The 18,003-nt window shown below is 67.5% G+C and carries 18 protein-coding genes and 1 tRNA gene; 3 read left to right on the top strand and 16 right to left on the bottom strand.

Annotation, left to right across the window (positions count from 1 at the left end):
• Positions 1-51: 51 nt before the first annotated feature.
• The 9 genes from rpoB to ACIOEW_RS12035 form a co-directional block, all read right to left on the bottom strand.
• Positions 52-3,537, bottom strand: a complete 3,486-nt coding sequence (gene rpoB, locus ACIOEW_RS11995; RefSeq protein WP_362549905.1) for a DNA-directed RNA polymerase subunit beta — start codon at positions 3,535-3,537, stop codon at positions 52-54.
• A gap of 595 nt (positions 3,538-4,132) precedes the next feature.
• On the bottom strand, positions 4,133-4,516 hold the full coding sequence (gene rplL, locus ACIOEW_RS12000; protein WP_350999315.1) for a 50S ribosomal protein L7/L12: 384 nt from the start codon (positions 4,514-4,516) through the stop codon (positions 4,133-4,135).
• 113 nt (positions 4,517-4,629) lie between these two features.
• On the bottom strand, positions 4,630-5,160 hold the full coding sequence (rplJ, locus tag ACIOEW_RS12005) for a 50S ribosomal protein L10 (RefSeq protein ID WP_350999312.1): 531 nt from the start codon (positions 5,158-5,160) through the stop codon (positions 4,630-4,632).
• 287 nt (positions 5,161-5,447) lie between these two features.
• Positions 5,448-6,368 (bottom strand): hypothetical protein, encoded by a 921-nt coding sequence (locus ACIOEW_RS12010; RefSeq protein ID WP_362549909.1) that lies wholly within the window; start codon positions 6,366-6,368, stop codon positions 5,448-5,450.
• Positions 6,369-6,528: 160 nt separating this feature from the next.
• A complete protein-coding gene (rplA, locus tag ACIOEW_RS12015) occupies positions 6,529-7,251 on the bottom strand; it encodes a 50S ribosomal protein L1 (protein WP_123461041.1) in 723 nt (240 codons plus the stop codon).
• Between the two features lie 79 nt (positions 7,252-7,330).
• On the bottom strand, positions 7,331-7,765 hold the full coding sequence (rplK, locus tag ACIOEW_RS12020) for a 50S ribosomal protein L11 (protein WP_024494105.1): 435 nt from the start codon (positions 7,763-7,765) through the stop codon (positions 7,331-7,333).
• 176 nt (positions 7,766-7,941) lie between these two features.
• A complete protein-coding gene (gene nusG, locus ACIOEW_RS12025; protein ID WP_401963464.1) occupies positions 7,942-8,877 on the bottom strand; it encodes a transcription termination/antitermination protein NusG in 936 nt (311 codons plus the stop codon).
• Positions 8,878-8,950: 73 nt separating this feature from the next.
• Entirely contained in the window at positions 8,951-9,238 is a 288-nt protein-coding gene (gene secE / locus ACIOEW_RS12030) for a preprotein translocase subunit SecE (protein WP_073732696.1), read from the bottom strand.
• Between the two features lie 106 nt (positions 9,239-9,344).
• Positions 9,345-9,417: transfer RNA gene (locus tag ACIOEW_RS12035), tRNA-Trp, on the bottom strand.
• 235 nt (positions 9,418-9,652) lie between these two features.
• Here ACIOEW_RS12035 and ACIOEW_RS12040 point away from each other — a divergent pair.
• Both ACIOEW_RS12040 and ACIOEW_RS12045 read left to right on the top strand, forming a co-directional pair.
• Positions 9,653-10,879 (top strand): pyridoxal phosphate-dependent aminotransferase, encoded by a 1,227-nt coding sequence (locus ACIOEW_RS12040; protein WP_362549916.1) that lies wholly within the window; start codon positions 9,653-9,655, stop codon positions 10,877-10,879.
• Between the two features lie 132 nt (positions 10,880-11,011).
• Entirely contained in the window at positions 11,012-12,034 is a 1,023-nt protein-coding gene (locus tag ACIOEW_RS12045; protein ID WP_401963466.1) for an adenosine deaminase, read from the top strand.
• A 30-nt stretch (positions 12,035-12,064) separates the two neighbouring features.
• Here ACIOEW_RS12045 and ACIOEW_RS12050 read toward each other — a convergent pair whose 3' ends face one another.
• A complete protein-coding gene (locus ACIOEW_RS12050; RefSeq protein WP_401963468.1) occupies positions 12,065-12,670 on the bottom strand; it encodes a TetR/AcrR family transcriptional regulator in 606 nt (201 codons plus the stop codon).
• A gap of 87 nt (positions 12,671-12,757) precedes the next feature.
• Here ACIOEW_RS12050 and ACIOEW_RS12055 point away from each other — a divergent pair, with 87 nt between their 5' ends.
• The gene (locus tag ACIOEW_RS12055) at positions 12,758-13,393 is read left to right on the top strand and encodes an NAD(P)-dependent oxidoreductase (protein WP_401963470.1); all 636 of its coding nucleotides are present in this window, start codon (positions 12,758-12,760) and stop codon (positions 13,391-13,393) included.
• A gap of 13 nt (positions 13,394-13,406) precedes the next feature.
• Here the strand turns inward: ACIOEW_RS12055 and ACIOEW_RS12060 are convergent, their stop codons facing one another.
• The 6 genes from ACIOEW_RS12060 to rpmG all read right to left on the bottom strand — a co-directional run bounded on the left by ACIOEW_RS12060 (position 13,407) and on the right by rpmG (position 17,950).
• Entirely contained in the window at positions 13,407-14,462 is a 1,056-nt protein-coding gene (locus ACIOEW_RS12060; RefSeq protein WP_362549928.1) for a UDP-N-acetylmuramate dehydrogenase, read from the bottom strand.
• A 70-nt stretch (positions 14,463-14,532) separates the two neighbouring features.
• Positions 14,533-15,963 carry an MFS transporter gene (locus ACIOEW_RS12065; protein WP_401963472.1) on the bottom strand — a complete coding sequence of 477 codons (1,431 nt, stop codon included), beginning with the start codon at positions 15,961-15,963 and terminating at the stop codon, positions 14,533-14,535.
• A 147-nt stretch (positions 15,964-16,110) separates the two neighbouring features.
• Positions 16,111-16,659: a helix-turn-helix domain-containing protein gene (locus tag ACIOEW_RS12070; RefSeq protein ID WP_362549934.1), complete on the bottom strand. Its 549-nt coding sequence runs from the start codon at positions 16,657-16,659 to the stop codon at positions 16,111-16,113.
• 143 nt (positions 16,660-16,802) lie between these two features.
• Positions 16,803-17,231 (bottom strand): MaoC family dehydratase, encoded by a 429-nt coding sequence (locus ACIOEW_RS12075; protein ID WP_401963473.1) that lies wholly within the window; start codon positions 17,229-17,231, stop codon positions 16,803-16,805.
• Positions 17,231-17,683 carry a MaoC family dehydratase N-terminal domain-containing protein gene (locus ACIOEW_RS12080; protein ID WP_350999276.1) on the bottom strand — a complete coding sequence of 151 codons (453 nt, stop codon included), beginning with the start codon at positions 17,681-17,683 and terminating at the stop codon, positions 17,231-17,233. The genes ACIOEW_RS12075 and ACIOEW_RS12080 overlap by 1 nt, the downstream gene beginning before the upstream one ends.
• Positions 17,684-17,785: 102 nt before the next feature.
• Positions 17,786-17,950, bottom strand: coding sequence for a 50S ribosomal protein L33 (gene rpmG, locus ACIOEW_RS12085; protein ID WP_003956487.1), 165 nt, complete (start codon positions 17,948-17,950; stop codon positions 17,786-17,788).
• Between the last annotated feature and the right edge of the window lie 53 nt (positions 17,951-18,003).

The following is an 18,003-nucleotide window of genomic DNA, read 5'->3' on the forward strand; positions in this document are numbered from 1 at the left end:
ACGGGTCCGGGGAGAGCCGGCCGGATCACAGGGATCCGGCCGGCCAACCCGTCAGACCTCTTCGACGCTGCTCGGCTCGCGCCGGGACAGGTCGATTCCGAGCTCCTCCGCCGCGCGGAAGACGTCCTCGTCCGTGTCGCGCATCTCGATGGACATGCCGTCCGAGGACAGCACCTCCACGTTGAGGCAGAGCGACTGCATTTCCTTGATGAGCACCTTGAAGGACTCGGGAATGCCGGGCTCGGGGATGTTCTCGCCCTTGACGATGGCCTCGTAGACCTTCACGCGGCCGGTCACGTCGTCGGACTTGATCGTCAGCAGCTCCTGGAGGGCGTAAGCGGCACCATAAGCTTCAAGGGCCCACACCTCCATTTCACCGAAGCGCTGTCCACCGAACTGAGCCTTACCACCCAGCGGCTGCTGGGTGATCATGGAGTACGGACCCGTCGAACGAGCGTGCAGCTTGTCGTCGACGAGGTGGTGGAGCTTGAGGATGTACATGAAGCCGACCGAGACCGGCTCGGGGAACGGCTCGCCGGAGCGGCCGTCGAACAGGTTGGCCTTGCCCGAGGGCTGGACCAGCCGGTCGCCGTCGCGGTTCGGGATCGTGGCCTGGAAGAGGCCGGTGATCTCGTCCTCGCGCGCACCGTCGAAGACGGGCGTGGCGACGTTGGTGCCGGGGGCGACCTGGTCGGCGCCGATGAGCTGCAGGCGCTTGGCCCACTCGTCACCGAGGCCGGAGACGTCCCAGCCGCGGCTGGCGAGCCAGCCGAGGTGGATCTCCAGGACCTGTCCCGGGTTCATTCGGGACGGGACACCCAGCGGGTTGAGGATGATGTCGACCGGGGTGCCGTCCTCCAGGAACGGCATGTCCTCGATCGGGAGGATCTTCGAGATGACGCCCTTGTTGCCGTGACGGCCGGCGAGCTTGTCACCATCGGTGATCTTGCGCTTCTGCGCGACGTAGACGCGGACCAGCTGGTTCACGCCCGGCGGCAGCTCGTCGCCCTCTTCGCGGTCGAAGACGCGGACGCCGATGATCTTGCCGATCTCGCCGTGCGGCACCTTCAGCGAGGTGTCGCGCACCTCGCGCGCCTTCTCACCGAAGATCGCGCGGAGCAGGCGCTCCTCGGGGGTCAGCTCGGTCTCGCCCTTGGGCGTGACCTTGCCGACGAGGATGTCACCGGCCGTGACCTCGGCACCGATCCGGATGATGCCGCGCTCGTCGAGGTCCGCGAGGACCTCTTCGGAGACGTTCGGGATGTCCCGGGTGATCTCCTCCGGACCGAGCTTGGTGTCACGGGCGTCGACCTCGTGCTCCTCGATGTGAATCGAGGAGAGGACGTCGTCCTGCACGAGGCGCTGCGACAGGATGATCGCGTCCTCGTAGTTGTGACCTTCCCACGGCATGAACGCCACGAGCAGGTTCTTGCCGAGGGCCATCTCACCGTTCTCGGTGGCCGGTCCGTCGGCGAGTACCTGGTCGGCGACGATCCGGTCGCCTTCGGAGACGACGACCTTCTGGTTGACCGAGGTGCCCTGGTTGGAGCGCATGAACTTCGCGATGCGGTACGTGGTGTACGTGCCGTCATCGTTCGTCACGGTGATGTAGTCCGCGGAGACCTCCTGGACCACACCGTCCTTCTCGGCCTTCAGCACGTCACCGGCGTCGGTGGCGCAGCGGTACTCCATGCCGGTGCCGACGAGCGGCGCCTCCGACTTGATGAGCGGCACCGCCTGACGCATCATGTTCGCGCCCATGAGGGCACGGTTGGCGTCGTCGTGCTCCAGGAAGGGGATCATCGCGGTGGCGACGGACACCATCTGGCGCGGCGAGACGTCCATGTAGTCGACTTCGGTGCCGGGCACGTAGTCGACCTCTCCGCCACGACGGCGGACCAGGACGCGGGGCTCGGTGAAGCGCAGGTCGTCGGAGAGCGTCGCGTTCGCCTGGGCGATGACGTAACGGTCTTCCTCGTCGGCCGTGACGTAGTCGACCTCGTCGGTGACCTGGCCGTCGACGACCTTGCGGTACGGCGTCTCGATGAAGCCGAACGCGTTGACGCGGCCGTACGAGGCGAGCGAACCGATCAGACCGATGTTCGGGCCTTCAGGGGTCTCGATCGGGCACATGCGTCCGTAGTGGGACGGGTGCACGTCACGGACCTCGAAGCCGGCCCGCTCACGGGACAGACCACCCGGGCCAAGAGCCGACAGGCGGCGCTTGTGGGTGAGACCCGACAGCGGGTTGTTCTGGTCCATGAACTGCGACAGCTGGCTGGTGCCGAAGAACTCCTTGATGGAGGCGACGACCGGCCGGATGTTGATCAGGGTCTGCGGCGTGATCGCCTCGACGTCCTGAGTCGTCATGCGCTCACGCACGACGCGCTCCATACGAGCCAGACCCGTGCGGACCTGGTTCTGGATGAGCTCGCCGACGTTACGCAGACGACGGTTGCCGAAGTGGTCGATGTCGTCGGTCTCGACGACGATCTCCCGGCCGGACTCGCCGGTCGTCTCGGTCTCACCGGCGTGCAGCTTCACCAGGTACTTGATGGTCGCGATGATGTCGTCGCTGGTGAGGACACCGGCGTCGAGCGGCTCATCCGCGCCGAGCTTCTTGTTCACCTTGTAGCGGCCGACCTTCGCGAGGTCGTAGCGCTTCGGGTTGAAGTAGAGGTTCTCGAGCAGCGTCTGAGCAGCCTCGCGCGTCGGCGGCTCGCCCGGACGCAGCTTGCGGTAGATGTCGAGCAGCGCGTCGTCCTGGCCCTGGGTGTGGTCCTTCTCCAGGGTGGCGCGCATGGACTCGTACTCGCCGAACTCCTCGAGGATCTGCTCGGTGGTCCAGCCGAGAGCCTTCAGGAGGACGGTGACGGACTGCTTGCGCTTGCGGTCGATGCGGACACCGACCATGTCGCGCTTGTCGATCTCCATCTCCAGCCAGGCACCCCGGGAAGGGATGATCTTGGCGGAGAAGATGTCCTTGTCGGACGTCTTGTCGATCGACGAGTCGAAGTAGACACCCGGCGAGCGGACCAGCTGCGACACAACGACACGCTCGGTGCCGTTGATGACGAAGGTGCCCTTGTTGGTCATGAGCGGGAAATCGCCCATGAAGACCGTCTGGGACTTGATCTCGCCGGTCTCGTTGTTGGTGAACTCGGCCGTGACGAAGAGCGGGGCGGCGAACGTGAAGTCGCGCTCCTTGCACTCGTCGATCGAGTTCTTCGGGGGCTCGAAGCGGTGGTCGCGGAACGTAAGCGACATCGACCCGGAGAAGTCCTCGATCGGTGAGATCTCCTCGAAGATCTCCTCCAGGCCGGACTTGGTGGGGACGTCTTGTCCACTGTCCAGAGCAGCCTCGACGCGAGCCTTCCAGGCGGCATTACCGAGGAGCCAGTCAAAGCTCTCGGTCTGCAGCGCGAGGAGGTTCGGAACCTCGAGGGGCTCCTTGATCTTTGCAAAAGAGATGCGCAGCGGGGCGGTGCTGGCACCGTTGTTCGTATTCGCGGTCGAGGCGTTGCGCGAGGCGGCCAAGAGGGGGTCCTTCCGAGGGCTCGGACTCACTACGCGCGTACCGGTCCCAAACTGGACAGGTGGACAGGTATCCCAGGTGAGGGAGGTTCGGTCCACGGTGCACAAGATGGGTATGCCCCTGGTGACGGGCAGGAGGCAGCTAACAGGCAGCGCAAAGGGTCAGTGTAGCCAAGCGGCACACTGATGTCCAGTCGGGGTTCTCAGAGACCCACGTTGCTCTCAACAGCTGTTCTCAACACCTATGTCTAGCCCTGCGCGGGGTGCGCTCTTCTTTACTGCCCTCTTCGCCATCGATCCATGCCTCGGATTCGGATCGATGTGACGACGCGCCTTGAGAATTGCGCGCCGCGTGCGGTTCGTCAAGGCCCCCCAGCCGGGACAGGTCCCGAGACCCGCGCCCGCCGCCCCTCCGCGCCGCCCGTGCCCGCCACGAGAGGCGCACGGCGAAGATCACCATACTCGTCAACACGGGAAGAGCAAGGCACCCACCGCGGGTACGCCGAAAGGCGATCACCCGTACGGGTGATCGCCTTTCGCGATGTGACGTCCGTGCCTCGCGGCACGGGGGTCCAGACGAGTCAGAAGACTCGCAGGGTCACTTGACCTCGACGGAGGCGCCGGCGGCCTTGAGGGACTCGGCAGCCTTCTCGGCGGCCTCCTTGGCGACCTTCTCGACGACGGGCTTCGGGGCGCCGTCGACGAGGTCCTTGGCCTCCTTCAGGCCGAGGGAGGTCAGCTCACGCACGACCTTGATGACCTGGATCTTCTTGTCACCGGCGGCGGTGAGGATGACGTCGAACTCGTCCTGCTCGGCCTCGGCCTCGGCGGCGGGGCCACCGGCGGCGGGACCGGCAACGGCGACGGCCGCGGCGGCGGTGACGTCGAACTTCTCCTCGAACGCCTTAACGAACTCGGAGAGCTCGATGAGGGTGAGCTCCTCGAACTGGGCGAGCAGGTCTTCCTGGCTGAGCTTCGCCATGATGGGCGATCCTTCCACTAATTCGGCTGGTGCCGGGTGTATATGAAGGCGGGCGTACGTTCGGCCCGCTGCGACCGTCGCCCTAGCGGGCGGCGATCATTGCGCGAGCCGAATTACTCGGCACCGCCCTGCTCGGCCTTCTTGGCACGAAGCGCCTCCGCGGTGCGGACGAACTTCGACGGCAGAGCCTGGAAGAGCTGTGCAGCCTGAGTCTGCTTGCCCTTCATGGCGCCGGCCAGCTTGGCGAGCAGAACCTCGCGGGACTCGAGGTCCGCGAGCTTCTTGATCTCATCGGCGGACAGCGCCTTACCGTCAAGGACACCGCCCTTGATGATGAGGTTGGGGTTGTCCTTGGCGAAGTCACGAAGACCCTTCGCCGACTCCACCGGGTCACCGGTGACGAAGGCAACCGCCGTCGGACCTGCGAACAGGTCGTCCAGCGTGTCGATCCCGGCCTCGTTGGCCGCAATCTTGGTCAGCGTGTTCTTCACCACGGCGTACTGGGCGTTCTCACCGAGCGAACGGCGCAGCTGCTTGAGCTGTGCCACGGTGAGACCCCGGTACTCGGTCAGCACGGCGGCGTTCGAGCTGCGGAACTGGTCCGCGAGCTCGGCTACCGCTGCAGCCTTGTCGGGCCTTGCCATGAGCGTCGGCCTCCTTCCGGGTGATGAGGACCGCTCAAAAGGCCCCGGAAAGACGAAACGCCCCGGCGCAGGCGCCAGGGCGAAGCTCGACCGAACGAAGTCCGGGAGCTTTTCCACAGTCACCTGCGCAGGTCGTCCGTACTCAACGGATCCTTCGGTTGCCGTCCCCCTTGCGGGTTCAGAGCAACGACCAGCGGTCTTTGGCTTCTGCAGAAGAGTACGCGACCGAGGTCGCGCCGAGCAAATCCGTCCCGGTTCGGGTGGTCCGAGAGGTTTGGAGGGCCCTTCTAGGAGGCACTCCCGGCGGTCGCGCCCTGCTGCTGCTGGAGCAGCTCCTTGAACCCGATGGTCTCGCCGGCCGGCGGCTGCTCGACCGAGACCTTGGTCCCGTAGTCGCTGTAGAACACCGTCGAGTTGAGTTCGCCGGTCTTCATCTGCCCGCGCTCGGTCTTCTTCACCAGGAGGTCGTTCCCATCGACCCAGATGTCGACCTTCTCCGTGGTGATCCCGGCGTCGTTGAGCTGCTTCTTGAGAGCGGTCAGCTGCTCGGCGTCCAGCTTCGAGGTCTTGGCGGTCAGCTCGGCGACATCGACCGTGCCGGAGTAGTGCGTGGTGGCGACACCGCGGACCTGCTCCTTGCCGATCTCCTTCACATCGCCCGAGGCCAGCAGCGACTTCACTCCCTGGTCGGGAGTGGTGTTCTGCATCTGGTCCTTCATCGCCGCCCCGGAGGCGCCCCCGAGCTCGGCGAGGTCGTCGTAGGAGTAGCTGATCCAGCGCTTGCCGCCGGTCTGCTGGGCCAGGGCAGCGCCCATGTCCGCCGCGTAGCCGTCCTTGAAGTAGCGAGCCTGCATCGTGCCGGTGCCGCCGGCCTTCTTCATGGTGTCGGCCATGGCGCCGCCGGTGTAGGTGATCTCCATGGTGCCGGTGACGCCGTCGCTCCAGTCGAGCGCACCGGACTGCTTCATGGACATGGCACTGCCCATGACCGTGGTGCCCTCGACCTTCGCCGAGTTCGCCGCACCGGTCTTCTTCTGCACATCGAGCAGGGCGGCGATCGCGTCGACCTTCACGACGCCGCCGCCCTTGCTCGCTTCCTTGCCCTCGGTCGTGCCGCCGTCGTCCGATCCGCCGCAGGCCGCGACCGACGTCAACGCCGCTGCCACAGCCACAGCCAGGCCCACACGCCGTACGGTACTGGTCCTCATGTCCGCTTCCACCCCTCGTTCGGCTCTCTGTGACCCGCACGCTAGCGCACGGCACCGACAAGCCACTGGTACGTACATACGAGGACGGGCCCCGCACCTCGAAAGGTTGCGGGGCCCGTCAATGTCACACGTGACACGGCGGTCGAACGAGCGCGGAGGCTCAGACGGAGGCCGGGTCCTCCTCGACGAGGAGGTTACGGGTGCGGTTGGAGTCCAGCGGGATGCCGGGGCCCATCGTGGTGGCCAGGGTGGCCTTCTTGATGTAGCGGCCCTTGGCGGCGGACGGCTTCAGACGGAGGATCTCGTCCAGCGCCGCTGCGTAGTTCTCCACCAGCTTGGTCTCGTCGAACGAGGTCTTGCCGATGATGAAGTGCAGGTTCGAGTGCTTGTCGACGCGGAACTCGATCTTGCCGCCCTTGATGTCGTTGACAGCCTTCACGACATCGGGGGTGACGGTGCCGGTCTTCGGGTTCGGCATCAGACCACGCGGGCCGAGCACGCGGCCGAGGCGGCCGACCTTGCCCATGAGGTCCGGGGTCGCGACGACGGCGTCGAAGTCCAGACGGCCCTTCGCCACCTCGTCGATGAGCTCGTCGGCGCCGACGATGTCGGCGCCCGCGGCTTCCGCGGCCGCAGCACGGTCACCGGTCGCGAAGACCAGGACCCGGGCGGTCTTGCCGGTGCCGTGCGGGAGGTTCACGGTGCCACGGACCATCTGGTCGGCCTTGCGAGGGTCAACACCCAGGGCAAACGCGACCTCGACGGTGCTGTCGAACTTCGTGGAGGCGGTGTCCTTGGCGATACGGACGGCCTCGAGCGGGGCGTAGTTGCGCGCCCGGTCGATCTTGGCGTCCGCAGCGCGGAGGTTCTTGCTGCGCTTCACTTCTACTCCTGTGGTTTCAGAGTGTGGAGTCGTGGTGCGGACCAGCGCTTGGTCCTACCACTGAGGGGGTGGGGCTGAATCAGCCTTCGACCGTGATGCCCATGGAACGGGCGGTGCCGGCGATGATCTTCGACGCGGCGTCGAGGTCATTGGCGTTCAGGTCGGGGAGCTTCGTCGTGGCGATCTCGCGGACCTGGGCAGCCGTCAGCTTGGCAACCTTGGTCTTGTGCGGCTCGCCGGAGCCCTTGTCCACACCCGCGGCCTTGAGGATCAGCTTGGCGGCCGGCGGAGTCTTGGTGATGAAGGTGAAGGAGCGGTCGTCGTAGACCGTGATCTCCACCGGCACGACCATGCCACGCTGCGACTCGGTCGCGGCGTTGTAGGCCTTGCAGAACTCCATGATGTTGACGCCGTGCTGGCCCAGTGCGGGGCCGACCGGCGGTGCCGGGTTGGCCGCACCGGCGTTGATCTGGAGCTTGATAAGCCCCGTGACCTTCTTCTTCTTGGGAGGCATGTGCTCTCTCCGGGTCCTAGTGAGAGTTTTCGCCGTCATCCGGTCATCCGGATGCAGGCATACCGCACAACGATAACGGGTATAGCTGCGCGACCAAAAACCGAGCAGGTCAGACAGGCTGTGACGGCCGGTCTGACCTGCTCGGTAGGCATGTGTCCAGAAGCTGGCGGGAAGCGCTAGTTCTTCTGGATCTGGTCGAAGCTGAGCTCGACCGGGGTCTCGCGGCCGAAGATCTCGACGAGACCCTTGACCTTCTTCGAGTCGGCGTTGATCTCGTTGATCGTCGCCTGCAGGGTCGCGAACGGGCCGTCGGTGACCGTGACCGAGTCGCCCACCTCGAAGTCCAGCACCTGGACCTCGACCTTGCGGGACGGAGCCGGCTTGCCCTCGGCCTCGGCTGCCTCGCGGGCCGCCTTCTCCTCGGCCTCGGGGGCGAGCATCTTGACGATCTCGTCCAGGGTCAGCGGGTACGGGTCGTAGGCGTTGCCCACGAAGCCGGTGACGCCAGGAGTGTTGCGGACGACGCCCCAGGACTCGTTCGTCAGGTCCATGCGCACCAGGACGTATCCCGGGAGCTTGTTCTGACGGACGTTCTTGCGCTCGCCGTTCTTGATCTGGACGATTTCCTCCTCAGGCACCTCGGCCTGATAGACGAACTCCTCCACGTTCAGCGAGACGGCGCGCTGCTCCAGGTTGGCCTTCACACGCTTCTCGTAACCGGCGTACGTGTGAATGACGTACCACTCGCCCGGGAGGGTGCGGAGCTCCTCGCGCAGGGCGGTGACGGCGTCGACGGGCTCGGCCGGCTCGGCCTCTTCCTCGTCGGACTCGTCCGTGGCTTCGTCGGCGTCCTCGTCCGCGGCTTCCTTGTCGGAGGCCTCGTCCTCGTCGCTCTCGTCCTCGTCGTCACCGGACTCGGCCTCGGCGGCCTCGTCGGCGGACTCGGTGTGCACTGCGGCCTGCTCGGCGGGCTCGCCCGCGGCGGTGTCGGCAGCTTCAGCCTGGTCCGGCTCCACAGCGTCCGCCGCCTCGACGATGTCGAGCTCGTCCTCGGCGGACTCGAAGGCGCCCGCCGTCGGCTCGACGGCGTCGTTCAGGTTCGGGTCAGACACGGTGGCTGCTTCTTCCTGGATACAAATGGGTGGAACATGCGAAAGGGGCGCCCATGAGGCGCCCTCCGCGGGATCAGCCGAAGACGTACTTGATGACCCGCTGGAAACCGAAGTCAATCACGGTAACAAGACCAATCATGACGACTACGAACACAATCACCACTGAGGTGTATGTCGTCAGCTGGTTGCGAGTCGGCCAGACAACCTTGCGAAGCTCGGCGACGATCTGGCGGTAGAAGAGCGCGAGACGGCCCAGAGGGCCCTTCTTGCCGCGCTTGCCGCCCTTCCGGGTCTTCTTCTTCGACTCGGGGACTTCATCCTCGGCATCAGGCATGTCGATGGAGCCCACGGCGTCCGTCACGCTTCTCACCTGATTCCGGGTCATGGCCGTGCCGCGCCCGGTGAAGCCGCACGGCAGTGCATTGAAGTACGTACATGCGCACACATCCCGGCGAAGGAGTGTGTAGCAGGGCCGGAGGGACTTGAACCCCCAACCGCTGGTTTTGGAGACCAGTGCTCTACCAATTGAGCTACGACCCTTTGTGGTTTCCACCAACCTACCGCATGTCCCCGGATGCTCCGGGTGCAGGAACGGTGCGGCTGGTGAAGGCCAACGACAGGTGAGTGTACGTGCTCAGCGGCCCGGCGTCGAACAGATAGCTCCCGACCGTTCCTGTCCGATGCTGCCCGGTTGTCTGTCCGCATGGTGTCCGACTGCTGTCCGGTCCCTGAAACCCCTGTGCCGACGGGGAATACGGTCTGGGAGCATGGGGGCATGAGCGCTGCTACTTCTCCCTCCGAGCGCCGGGTCTCCGCCCGCATCGGTGCCATCTCAGAGTCCGCCACCCTCGCCGTCGACGCCAAGGCCAAGGCCCTCAAGGCCGCCGGCCGTCCGGTGATCGGCTTCGGTGCGGGCGAGCCCGACTTCCCGACCCCCGGCTACATCGTCGAGGCCGCGGTCGAGGCCTGCCGCAACCCGAAGTACCACCGCTACACCCCGGCAGGCGGGCTCCCCGAGCTCAAGGCCGCCATTGCAGAGAAGACGCTGCGCGACTCCGGCTACCAGGTCGACGTCTCCCAGATCCTGGTGACCAACGGCGGCAAGCAGGCCATCTACGAGGCCTTCGCCGCGATCCTCGACCCGGGCGACGAGGTCATCGTCCCGGCGCCGTACTGGACCACCTACCCCGAGTCGATCCGCCTCGCCGGCGGTGTCCCGGTGGAGGTCGTCGCCGACGAGACCACCGGTTACCGGGTCTCCGTCGAGCAGCTGGAGGCGGCGCGCACGGAGCGTACGAAGGTCGTCCTGTTCGTCTCCCCCTCGAACCCGACCGGTGCGGTCTACAGCGAGGCTGACGCCGAGGCGATCGGCAAGTGGGCCGTCGAGCACGGCCTGTGGGTGCTGACCGACGAGATCTACGAGCACCTGGTCTACGGCGACGCGAAGTTCACCTCGCTGCCTGCGATCGTGCCCGAGCTGCGCGACAAGTGCATCGTGGTCAACGGTGTCGCCAAGACGTACGCGATGACCGGCTGGCGCGTGGGGTGGATCGTGGGTCCCAAGGACGTGGTGAAGGCCGCGACCAACCTGCAGTCGCACGCCACCTCCAACGTCTCCAACGTCGCCCAGATCGCCGCACTGGCAGCCGTCTCCGGGAACCTGGACGCGGTCGCCGAGATGCGCACCGCCTTCGACCGGCGCCGGCAGACCATCGTGCGGATGCTCAACGAGATCGACGGCGTGCTGTGCCCGGTGCCCGAGGGCGCGTTCTACGCGTACCCCTCGGTGAAGGCGCTCCTCGGCAAGGAGATCCGCGGCAAGCGCCCGGCCACCTCGGTCGAGCTGGCGGCGCTGATCCTGGACGAGGCCGAGGTCGCGGTCGTTCCTGGCGAGGCCTTCGGTACGCCGGGTTACCTGCGGCTTTCGTACGCGCTGGGTGACGACGACCTCGTCGAGGGTGTCACGCGGCTCCAGAAGCTGCTGGGCGAGGCCAAGGCCTAGTACCTCCCGTATTTCAGTGGCGACCCCCGGCTCCGGCCGGGGGTCGCTTTCTTGTTCGCTTATCCGTTCGAGCAGCAACTCGATGGGGAAACCGGCTACCGCGACACCCCGTCCGTGCGGCAGGATCTTGGAATGGAGCGTGATGTACGGCTGTTGCCCAAGGCCCACCTGCACTTGCATTTCACCGGGTCGATGCGGCCCACGACACTGCTCGAACTCGCCGACAAGTACGGCGTACGGCTGCCCGAGGCCCTGACCGGCGGCGAGCCCCCCAGCCTGCGGGCGACGGACGAACGCGGCTGGTTCCGTTTCCAGCGGCTCTACGACATCGCCCGGTCCTGCCTGCGGTCGCCCGAGGACATTCAGCGGCTGGTGCGCGAGGCCGCCCAGGAGGACGTGGCGGACGGCTCCGGCTGGCTGGAGATCCAGGTCGACCCCACCTCGTACGCACCCCTGCTCGGCGGGCTCATTCCGGCGATCGAGATCATCCTGGACGCGGTGGACAGCGCGTCGCGCGAGACCGGGCTGCCGATCCGGGTGGTGATCGCGGCCAACCGGATGAAGCATCCGCTGGACGCCAGGACCCTGGCACGGCTCGCGGTGCGGTACGCGGACCGGGGTGTCGTCGGGTTCGGCCTCTCCAACGACGAGCGGCGCGGCATGGCCCGTGACTTCGACCGGGCCTTCGCCATCGCCAGGGAGGGCGGGCTGCTGGCGGCGCCGCACGGCGGTGAGCTGTCGGGCCCCTCCAGCGTCCGCGACTGCCTGGACGACCTCGACGCATCCCGGGTCGGGCACGGGGTGCGGGCCGCCGAGGACCCGCGACTGCTGCGCAGGCTGGCGGAGCGCGGCGTGACATGCGAGGTGTGCCCGGCGTCGAACGTGGCACTCGGCGTCTACGAGAAGCCGTCCGACGTACCCCTGCGCACTCTGTTCGACGCCGGCGTGCCGATGGCGCTCGGCGCGGACGACCCGCTGCTCTTCGGCTCCCGGCTGGCCGCGCAGTACGACCTCGTACGGCGCCATCACGCGTTCACCGACGAGGAGCTGGCGGAACTGGCGCGTCAGTCGGTACGGGGTTCGGCGGCGCCCGACGCGGTGCGGGCGGAGCTCCTGACGGGCGTCGACGACTGGCTGGCCAAGCCGGCCAGCTGATCCGCCCCGGCGCGGCCTACGGGACAGCTCTCACCCCGCGAGGCCGCTCAGCAGCATCCGGGCGATCGAGGCGGCGAAGTCGTCGAGCGACTGGGGAGGCCCGCCGGTTTCCGTGGCGTCGTAGGCGAAGGCCCGCTGGGCGCAGGCCCCCAGCAGCAGAGAGGCGGCGGCGTACGTGTCGGCGTCGGCTCGTACCCGGCCTGCGGACTGTTCGGCGCGCAGATACGCGTCGACACCGCGGATGGGCATATGGGGGCCGGTTCCCAGTTCGCGCATCGCCGCGTTGTGACGCTCCTTGAGCCTCGGCTCGGCGTACAGGGACGCGGCGATCGGGAAGCTCTGCTCGTAGAAGAGGGCGGCCTCGCGGGCGATCTCGGTGAGGTTCCGCTCGACCGTCCGTTCCCCCTCCCCCGGGTCGGAGATCAGCTGCTTCAGGATTCCGCCGACCCTGGGCAGCCGCTCCTTCAGCACCACCACGAAGAGCTCCTCCTTGCTCGGGAAGTGCTTGTAGAGCGCGGCCTCCGAGCAGCCGGCGGCCCTGGCGATCTCCTTGGTGGTGGCCCGGGCCAGTCCGATGGTGAGCATCAGCTGGTGGGCGGCGTCGATGATGCGGGCGCGGGCCGGCTTCTGCTCCATGTGCACTCCGATGAAGCTTGACGAGTGGGTGAGTATCCGCTCACTCTAGAGGTGAGTGAATACTTACCCACCCGAGGAGGGTGCGCAATGAAGCTCACAGTGTTCGGCGCGACAGGCGGTATCGGGCAGGAGATCGTCCGCCAGGCGGTGGCGGCGGGGCACGAGGTGACGGCGGTCGTCCGTGATCCTGCGCGGCTGCCGGTGCCGCTCTCCGATGTCACGGTCCACACGGCAGCCCGCGTGGACGACCCGGAGGTGCTGCGCGAGGCGGTCGCGGGGCGCGACGCGGTGCTCTCCGGCCTGGGCGCACGGGGCCGCAGGGCCGACGGGATCGCCGAGCGGCTGACCCGCAGCGTCCTGACGGCCATGGAGGCGGAGGGGACACGGCGGCTGCTGGTGGTGAGCGCGGCCCCGGTCGCCCCGAAGCCCGCGAACGACCCGCTGCTCGACCGCATGATGCTCGCGGCGATCGGCAAGATCCTCAAGGAGGTCTACGCGGACCTCACCGCCATGGAGGCCGCGCTGGCGGCCTCCGCCACGGACTGGACGTCGGTGCGTCCGCCGAAGCTCACGAACGGGCCGCTGACGGGTATCTACCGGACGGTCGTCGGCAGCAACCCGCGCAGCGGCAGGTCCATCTCCCGGGCCGACGTGGCCCACGCGATGCTGGCGCTGATCGGCGACCCCGCGACGGTGAAGCAGGGGGTGGGCGTGGCGTACTGAGGGACGGGCTCCGTCAAAGGGTCACGCCGACGGTCACCGGTTCGTTGACGAGCGTGACGCCGAAGGTCTCGTGGACCCCGGCGACGACCTCGCGTGCCAGGGCCAGCAGGTCCTCGGTGCTCGCCGTGCCCCGGTTGGTGAGGGCGAGGGTGTGCTTGGTGGAGATACGGGCCGGGCCGGAGCCGTATCCCTTGGTGAAACCGGCACGGTCGATGAGCCAGGCCGCCGAGGTCTTGGTGCGTCCCTCGCCCGCGGGGAAGGCGGGGGGCGTCACGTCCGGTCCGAGGCGCTGCGCCACGCGGGCGAGGAACGCCTCGAACTGTGCCGGGTCCAGGATCGGGTTGGTGAAGAAGGAGCCGGCCGACCAGGTGTCGTGGTCCTCGGGGTCGAGCACCATGCCCTTGCCTGCGCGGAGCCTGAGCACGGTTTCGCGGGCGGCCGCGGCGGGAACGCGCTCCCCTTCCTCGACGCCCATGGCGCGAGCCGTTTCGGGGTACTTGAGGGGCGCGGACAGGCCACCCGCCTCTTCCAGCCCGAAGCGGACACGCAGCACCACGAACCGGTCGGGTTCGGCCTTGAAACGACTGTGCCGGTACGCGAAGGCGCACTCGGAGTTCGGGATCGTGACGGTTTCCCGGGTGTGCCGGTCGTAGGCGACGACCTCCGTGATGGTGGACGACACCTCCTGCCCGTACGCCCCGACGTTCTGGATCGGCGTCGCCCCCGCCGAGCCGGGGATGCCGGCCAGGCATTCGAGGCCGGCCAGTCCGGCCTCAACACTGCGGGTGACAGAGTCCGTCCAGATCTCTCCCGCGGCCAGTTCGAGCGTCGCCCCGTCCAGGACGAAGCCCTTGGTCGCGATGCGCAGGGCGGTGCCTTCGAAGCCCTTGTCGCCGATGACCAGATTGCTGCCGCCGCCGATGACCAGGAGCGGGGTGCCGCTGTCGTCGGCCTCGCGCACGGCCTCGACCACTTCGGCGTCGGTCGTCGCGGTGAGGAGGCGGGTGGCGGGGCCGCCGAGCCGGAAGGTGGTCAGGGGGGCAAGGGGCGCGTCGTGGAGTTCCTGCACGGGGACAAGAGTACGGTCCGCTCCCCCGCCGTCGGGGCGGGGCCGCGGACCGTATGGGCGTGACAACGTCTCAGGCGGGTACGGGGACCCGGGCCTCGGGCTGGTCGGGCGCCTGCACCGAGGCGTGTCGGCGGCGCGGGATCAGCAGGGCGGCCAGCGCGGCGAGCGCCACCACTCCGGCGCCGATCCAGACCGCGGGGACGGTCCCGTCGGTGAAGGACCGCGCGGAGCCGTAGCCCCCCTGCGAGGAGAAGACCGTGGCGAGCACGGCGACCCCGAGGGCACCACCGACCTCGCGCAGCGCGTTGTTGGCGCCGGAGGCGATGCCCTGTTCGCCGGGGCGGACGCTGGACATCACCAGGCTGGCCGCGGGTGCGAAGTACAGGGCCATTCCGACGCCGCTGACGATCAGTGCGGGCAGCTGCGAGACGTAGGAGGCGTCGGGGGCGAGGGCCATGGCGAACAGGGCGAGTCCGACGGCCTGGAGGGCGAGCCCGGTCACGACCACCGGACGGCCGCCGAGGCGGTCGGCGAGTATCCCGGCGATGGGCGCCACCAGCATCGGCATCCCGGTCCAGGGCAGCATCCGCAGACCGGCCTCGGTGGGCGAATAGCCCAGGACTCCCTGGAAGTACTGGCTGAGCAGGAAGATCGAACCGAACATGCCGAGGAACATCAGCAGGCTGGCCATGTTGATCCCGAAGAACGCCCGGTCCTTGAAGAGACGCATGGGCAGCATCGGGTTCTTCGCGTGGAAGCCGTGGTGGATGAACCCGCCGAGAAGTGCGGTACCGGCGATCAGGGCGGTCAGGACGGTGGGGCTGGTCCAGCCGTCGGCATTGGCGTTCACCAGGCCGTAGACGATCCCGAAGAGCCCGCCGCTGACCAGGAGGGTGCCGGGGACGTCGAGCCGGGAGTCCGGGGCGTGGGACTCGGCCAGGCGCAGCCGGGCGAGCGGCAGGAGGAGCAGGCCGATCGGAACGTTCAGCCAGAAGATCCACTGCCAGGAGAGGTGTTCGGTGAGGCTGCCGCCGATCAGCGGGCCGCTGGCCACCGCGAGTCCGGTGACGGCGCCGAAGATGCCCAGCGCGGCGCCGCGGCGGGCAGCCGGCACGGCGGCCGTGAGCAGGGTGAGGGTCAGCGGCATCATGATCGCGGCGCCCACGCCCTGGACCGCGCGGAAGGCGATGAGCTCGTTGATTCCGGGCGAGAGGGCGGCTGCGGCGGAGGCGCCGGTGAAGACGGCGAGTCCGATGGTGAAGAGGCGCCGGCGGCCGAACCGGTCACCGAGGGAGGCACCGAACATCAGCAGCACGGCGAAGGTGAGGGTGTACGCGTTCACCGTCCACACGAGCTCCTCCGGTTCGCCGCCGAGGCTCTCACGGATGGACGGCAGGGCGGTGGTGACGACGAGGTTGTCGAGGGCGGCCATGAAGCCGGCCACGCTGGTGATGACAAGGGCCCAGACCGCTCCCGAGCGGCCTCTCGTGTGCTGGTCCACTGCTCCCCCTGAGGGTTAGTTATTGATGACTAACTTTCATGGACAGAAAACCGGGCCGAGCGAACCCGGGTGGCACTGTTCAGACGGGCAGCCTGTTCAGACTGGCGGCCCGTTCAGACGGGCGACCTGTTCAGGCAGGCAGCCCGTTCAGGCAGGCGGCCTGGCCGAGTCGTAGAACCTGGACCAGATCCGGTGATCCGCCGGATAGCCGAGCGAAGTCAGGGTGTTGACGAGCATGCCGTAGGCGAGAAACGTGGTCGCCTCGTCGGGATCGGCCCCGAGTGTGAGGGCGATGTCGTCGAACATCTGCAACCATCCGGCCCGCAGCGACTCGCCGAACTCATGGTCCCCGGCCGCCTCCGCCGCCGCGACGGCCGCGTACATCTGCATCTGCATCAGCAGCCGGTCGGGGTCGTGGACGATCAGGCGCTGATAGGCCGCGGCCATGGCATGCAGCGCCTCGTTACCTTCGAGCCCCTCGGCGGCGTCCGCGAAGACCTTGCGGGTGTCCATCAGGCACCGCTCGGCGGCGGCCAGGAACATGGCCTGCTTGTTGGAGAAGAGGCGGAAGAGATACGGCTGCGAGACGCCCACCCGCCTGGCGATCGACTCGGTGGACGTGGCGTTGTACCCGCCGCGGGCGAATTCGGTGATCGCCGCACGGATGACGCTCTCGCGCCGCTCGTCTGCACTCATCCTTGCCATGCGAGCTAAGTTAGTAGTCAATCACTAACTTAGTCAACCGGGACGCCGCGGCCGCCCATACGTAAGGGGCACGGCCCCATGGACCGTGCCCCTTACGTCATTCAGCTCTTCACGTCATTCAGCTCTTCGCGGCGTCAGCCGAGCTGCACCACGGCGCGGGACATGCCCAGCACCTTCTTGCCGTCGCTCATCGCCGTCAGGTCCACCCGGACCCGCCCGTCGTCCAGCAGTGCGGCCACCTTGCCGCTGACCTCGATCAGCGCGCCCTTGTCATCGTTGGGCACGACGACCGGCTTGGTGAACCGCACCCCGTACTCGACGACCGAACCCGGATCGCCGGCCCAGTCCGTGACCACGCGGATCGCCTCGGCCATGGTGAACATGCCGTGGGCGATCACATCCTCCAGCCCGACCTCGCGGGCGAACTTCTCGTTCCAGTGGATCGGGTTGAAGTCGCCCGAGGCACCCGCGTACTGCACCAGCGCCGCCCGGGTGACCGGGAAGGACCGCGGCGGCAGCTCCGTACCGACCTCGACCGAGTCGTAACTCACCTTCGCCGTCATCACGCCTCCTCGGCGGCGCGCGCCACCAGCTTCGTCCACGCCGTCACGACGTGCTCACCGGACTCGTCGTGGACCTCGCCACGAATGTCCAGAATGTCGTTGCCCGCCATGGACTTGACCGCCTCGATGGTCGAGGTGACCGTCAGCCGGTCCCCCGCCCGCACCGGACGCACGTAGACGAACTTCTGGTCACCGTGCACCACCCGGCTGTAGTCCAGGCCCAGCTGAGGGTCCTGCACGACCTGACCGGCGGCCTTGAAGGTGATCGAGAACACGAACGTCGGCGGTGCGATCACATCGCTGTGACCGAGCGCCCTGGCCGCCTCGGGGTCGACGTACGCGGGATTGGCGTCGCCCACCGCCTCGGCGAACTCACGAATCTTCTCCCGGCCGACCTCGTACGGCGGGGTGGGCGGATACGTCCGTCCCACGAAGGACTGGTCGAGCGCCATGAGCTCGCAACCTCCTGATGAAAGACGAAGGGGCCGGAGAGCGGCCCCGTACAACGACACGAGGCCGCCCCCAATGGGGACGGCCTCGTGTACGAGCCTGATTCAGCGCGTTTCGCGGTGCGCAGTGTGCGAGTTGCAGCGCGGGCAATGCTTCTTCATCTCAAGACGGTCCGGGTTGTTACGCCGGTTCTTCTTGGTGATGTAGTTCCGCTCCTTGCACTCCACGCAGGCCAGCGTGATCTTCGGGCGGACGTCGGTGGCAGCCACGTGAGTGCTCCTTGGACGGACGGTGGACGGATGAACGCAAAAAAAGAGTAGCC

The sequence above is a fragment of the Streptomyces sp. NPDC087901 genome (genome assembly GCF_044742205.1).
In the GTDB taxonomy this organism is placed as follows: Bacteria; Actinomycetota; Actinomycetes; order Streptomycetales; family Streptomycetaceae; genus Streptomyces.

Coding starts and splice junctions, on each gene's coding strand:
- rplL (WP_350999315.1), bottom strand. CDS start 4,516: ATGGCGAAGCTCAGCCAGGAAGACCTGCTCGCCCAGTTCGAGGAGCTC.
- rplJ (WP_350999312.1), bottom strand. CDS start 5,160: ATGGCAAGGCCCGACAAGGCTGCAGCGGTAGCCGAGCTCGCGGACCAG.
- ACIOEW_RS12010 (WP_362549909.1), bottom strand. CDS start 6,368: ATGAGGACCAGTACCGTACGGCGTGTGGGCCTGGCTGTGGCTGTGGCA.
- rplK (WP_024494105.1), bottom strand. CDS start 7,765: ATGCCTCCCAAGAAGAAGAAGGTCACGGGGCTTATCAAGCTCCAGATC.
- ACIOEW_RS12040 (WP_362549916.1), top strand. CDS start 9,653: ATGAGCGCTGCTACTTCTCCCTCCGAGCGCCGGGTCTCCGCCCGCATC.
- ACIOEW_RS12045 (WP_401963466.1), top strand. CDS start 11,012: ATGGAGCGTGATGTACGGCTGTTGCCCAAGGCCCACCTGCACTTGCAT.
- ACIOEW_RS12050 (WP_401963468.1), bottom strand. CDS start 12,670: ATGGAGCAGAAGCCGGCCCGCGCCCGCATCATCGACGCCGCCCACCAG.
- ACIOEW_RS12055 (WP_401963470.1), top strand. CDS start 12,758: ATGAAGCTCACAGTGTTCGGCGCGACAGGCGGTATCGGGCAGGAGATC.
- ACIOEW_RS12070 (WP_362549934.1), bottom strand. CDS start 16,659: ATGAGTGCAGACGAGCGGCGCGAGAGCGTCATCCGTGCGGCGATCACC.
- ACIOEW_RS12075 (WP_401963473.1), bottom strand. CDS start 17,231: ATGACGGCGAAGGTGAGTTACGACTCGGTCGAGGTCGGTACGGAGCTG.
- ACIOEW_RS12080 (WP_350999276.1), bottom strand. CDS start 17,683: ATGGCGCTCGACCAGTCCTTCGTGGGACGGACGTATCCGCCCACCCCG.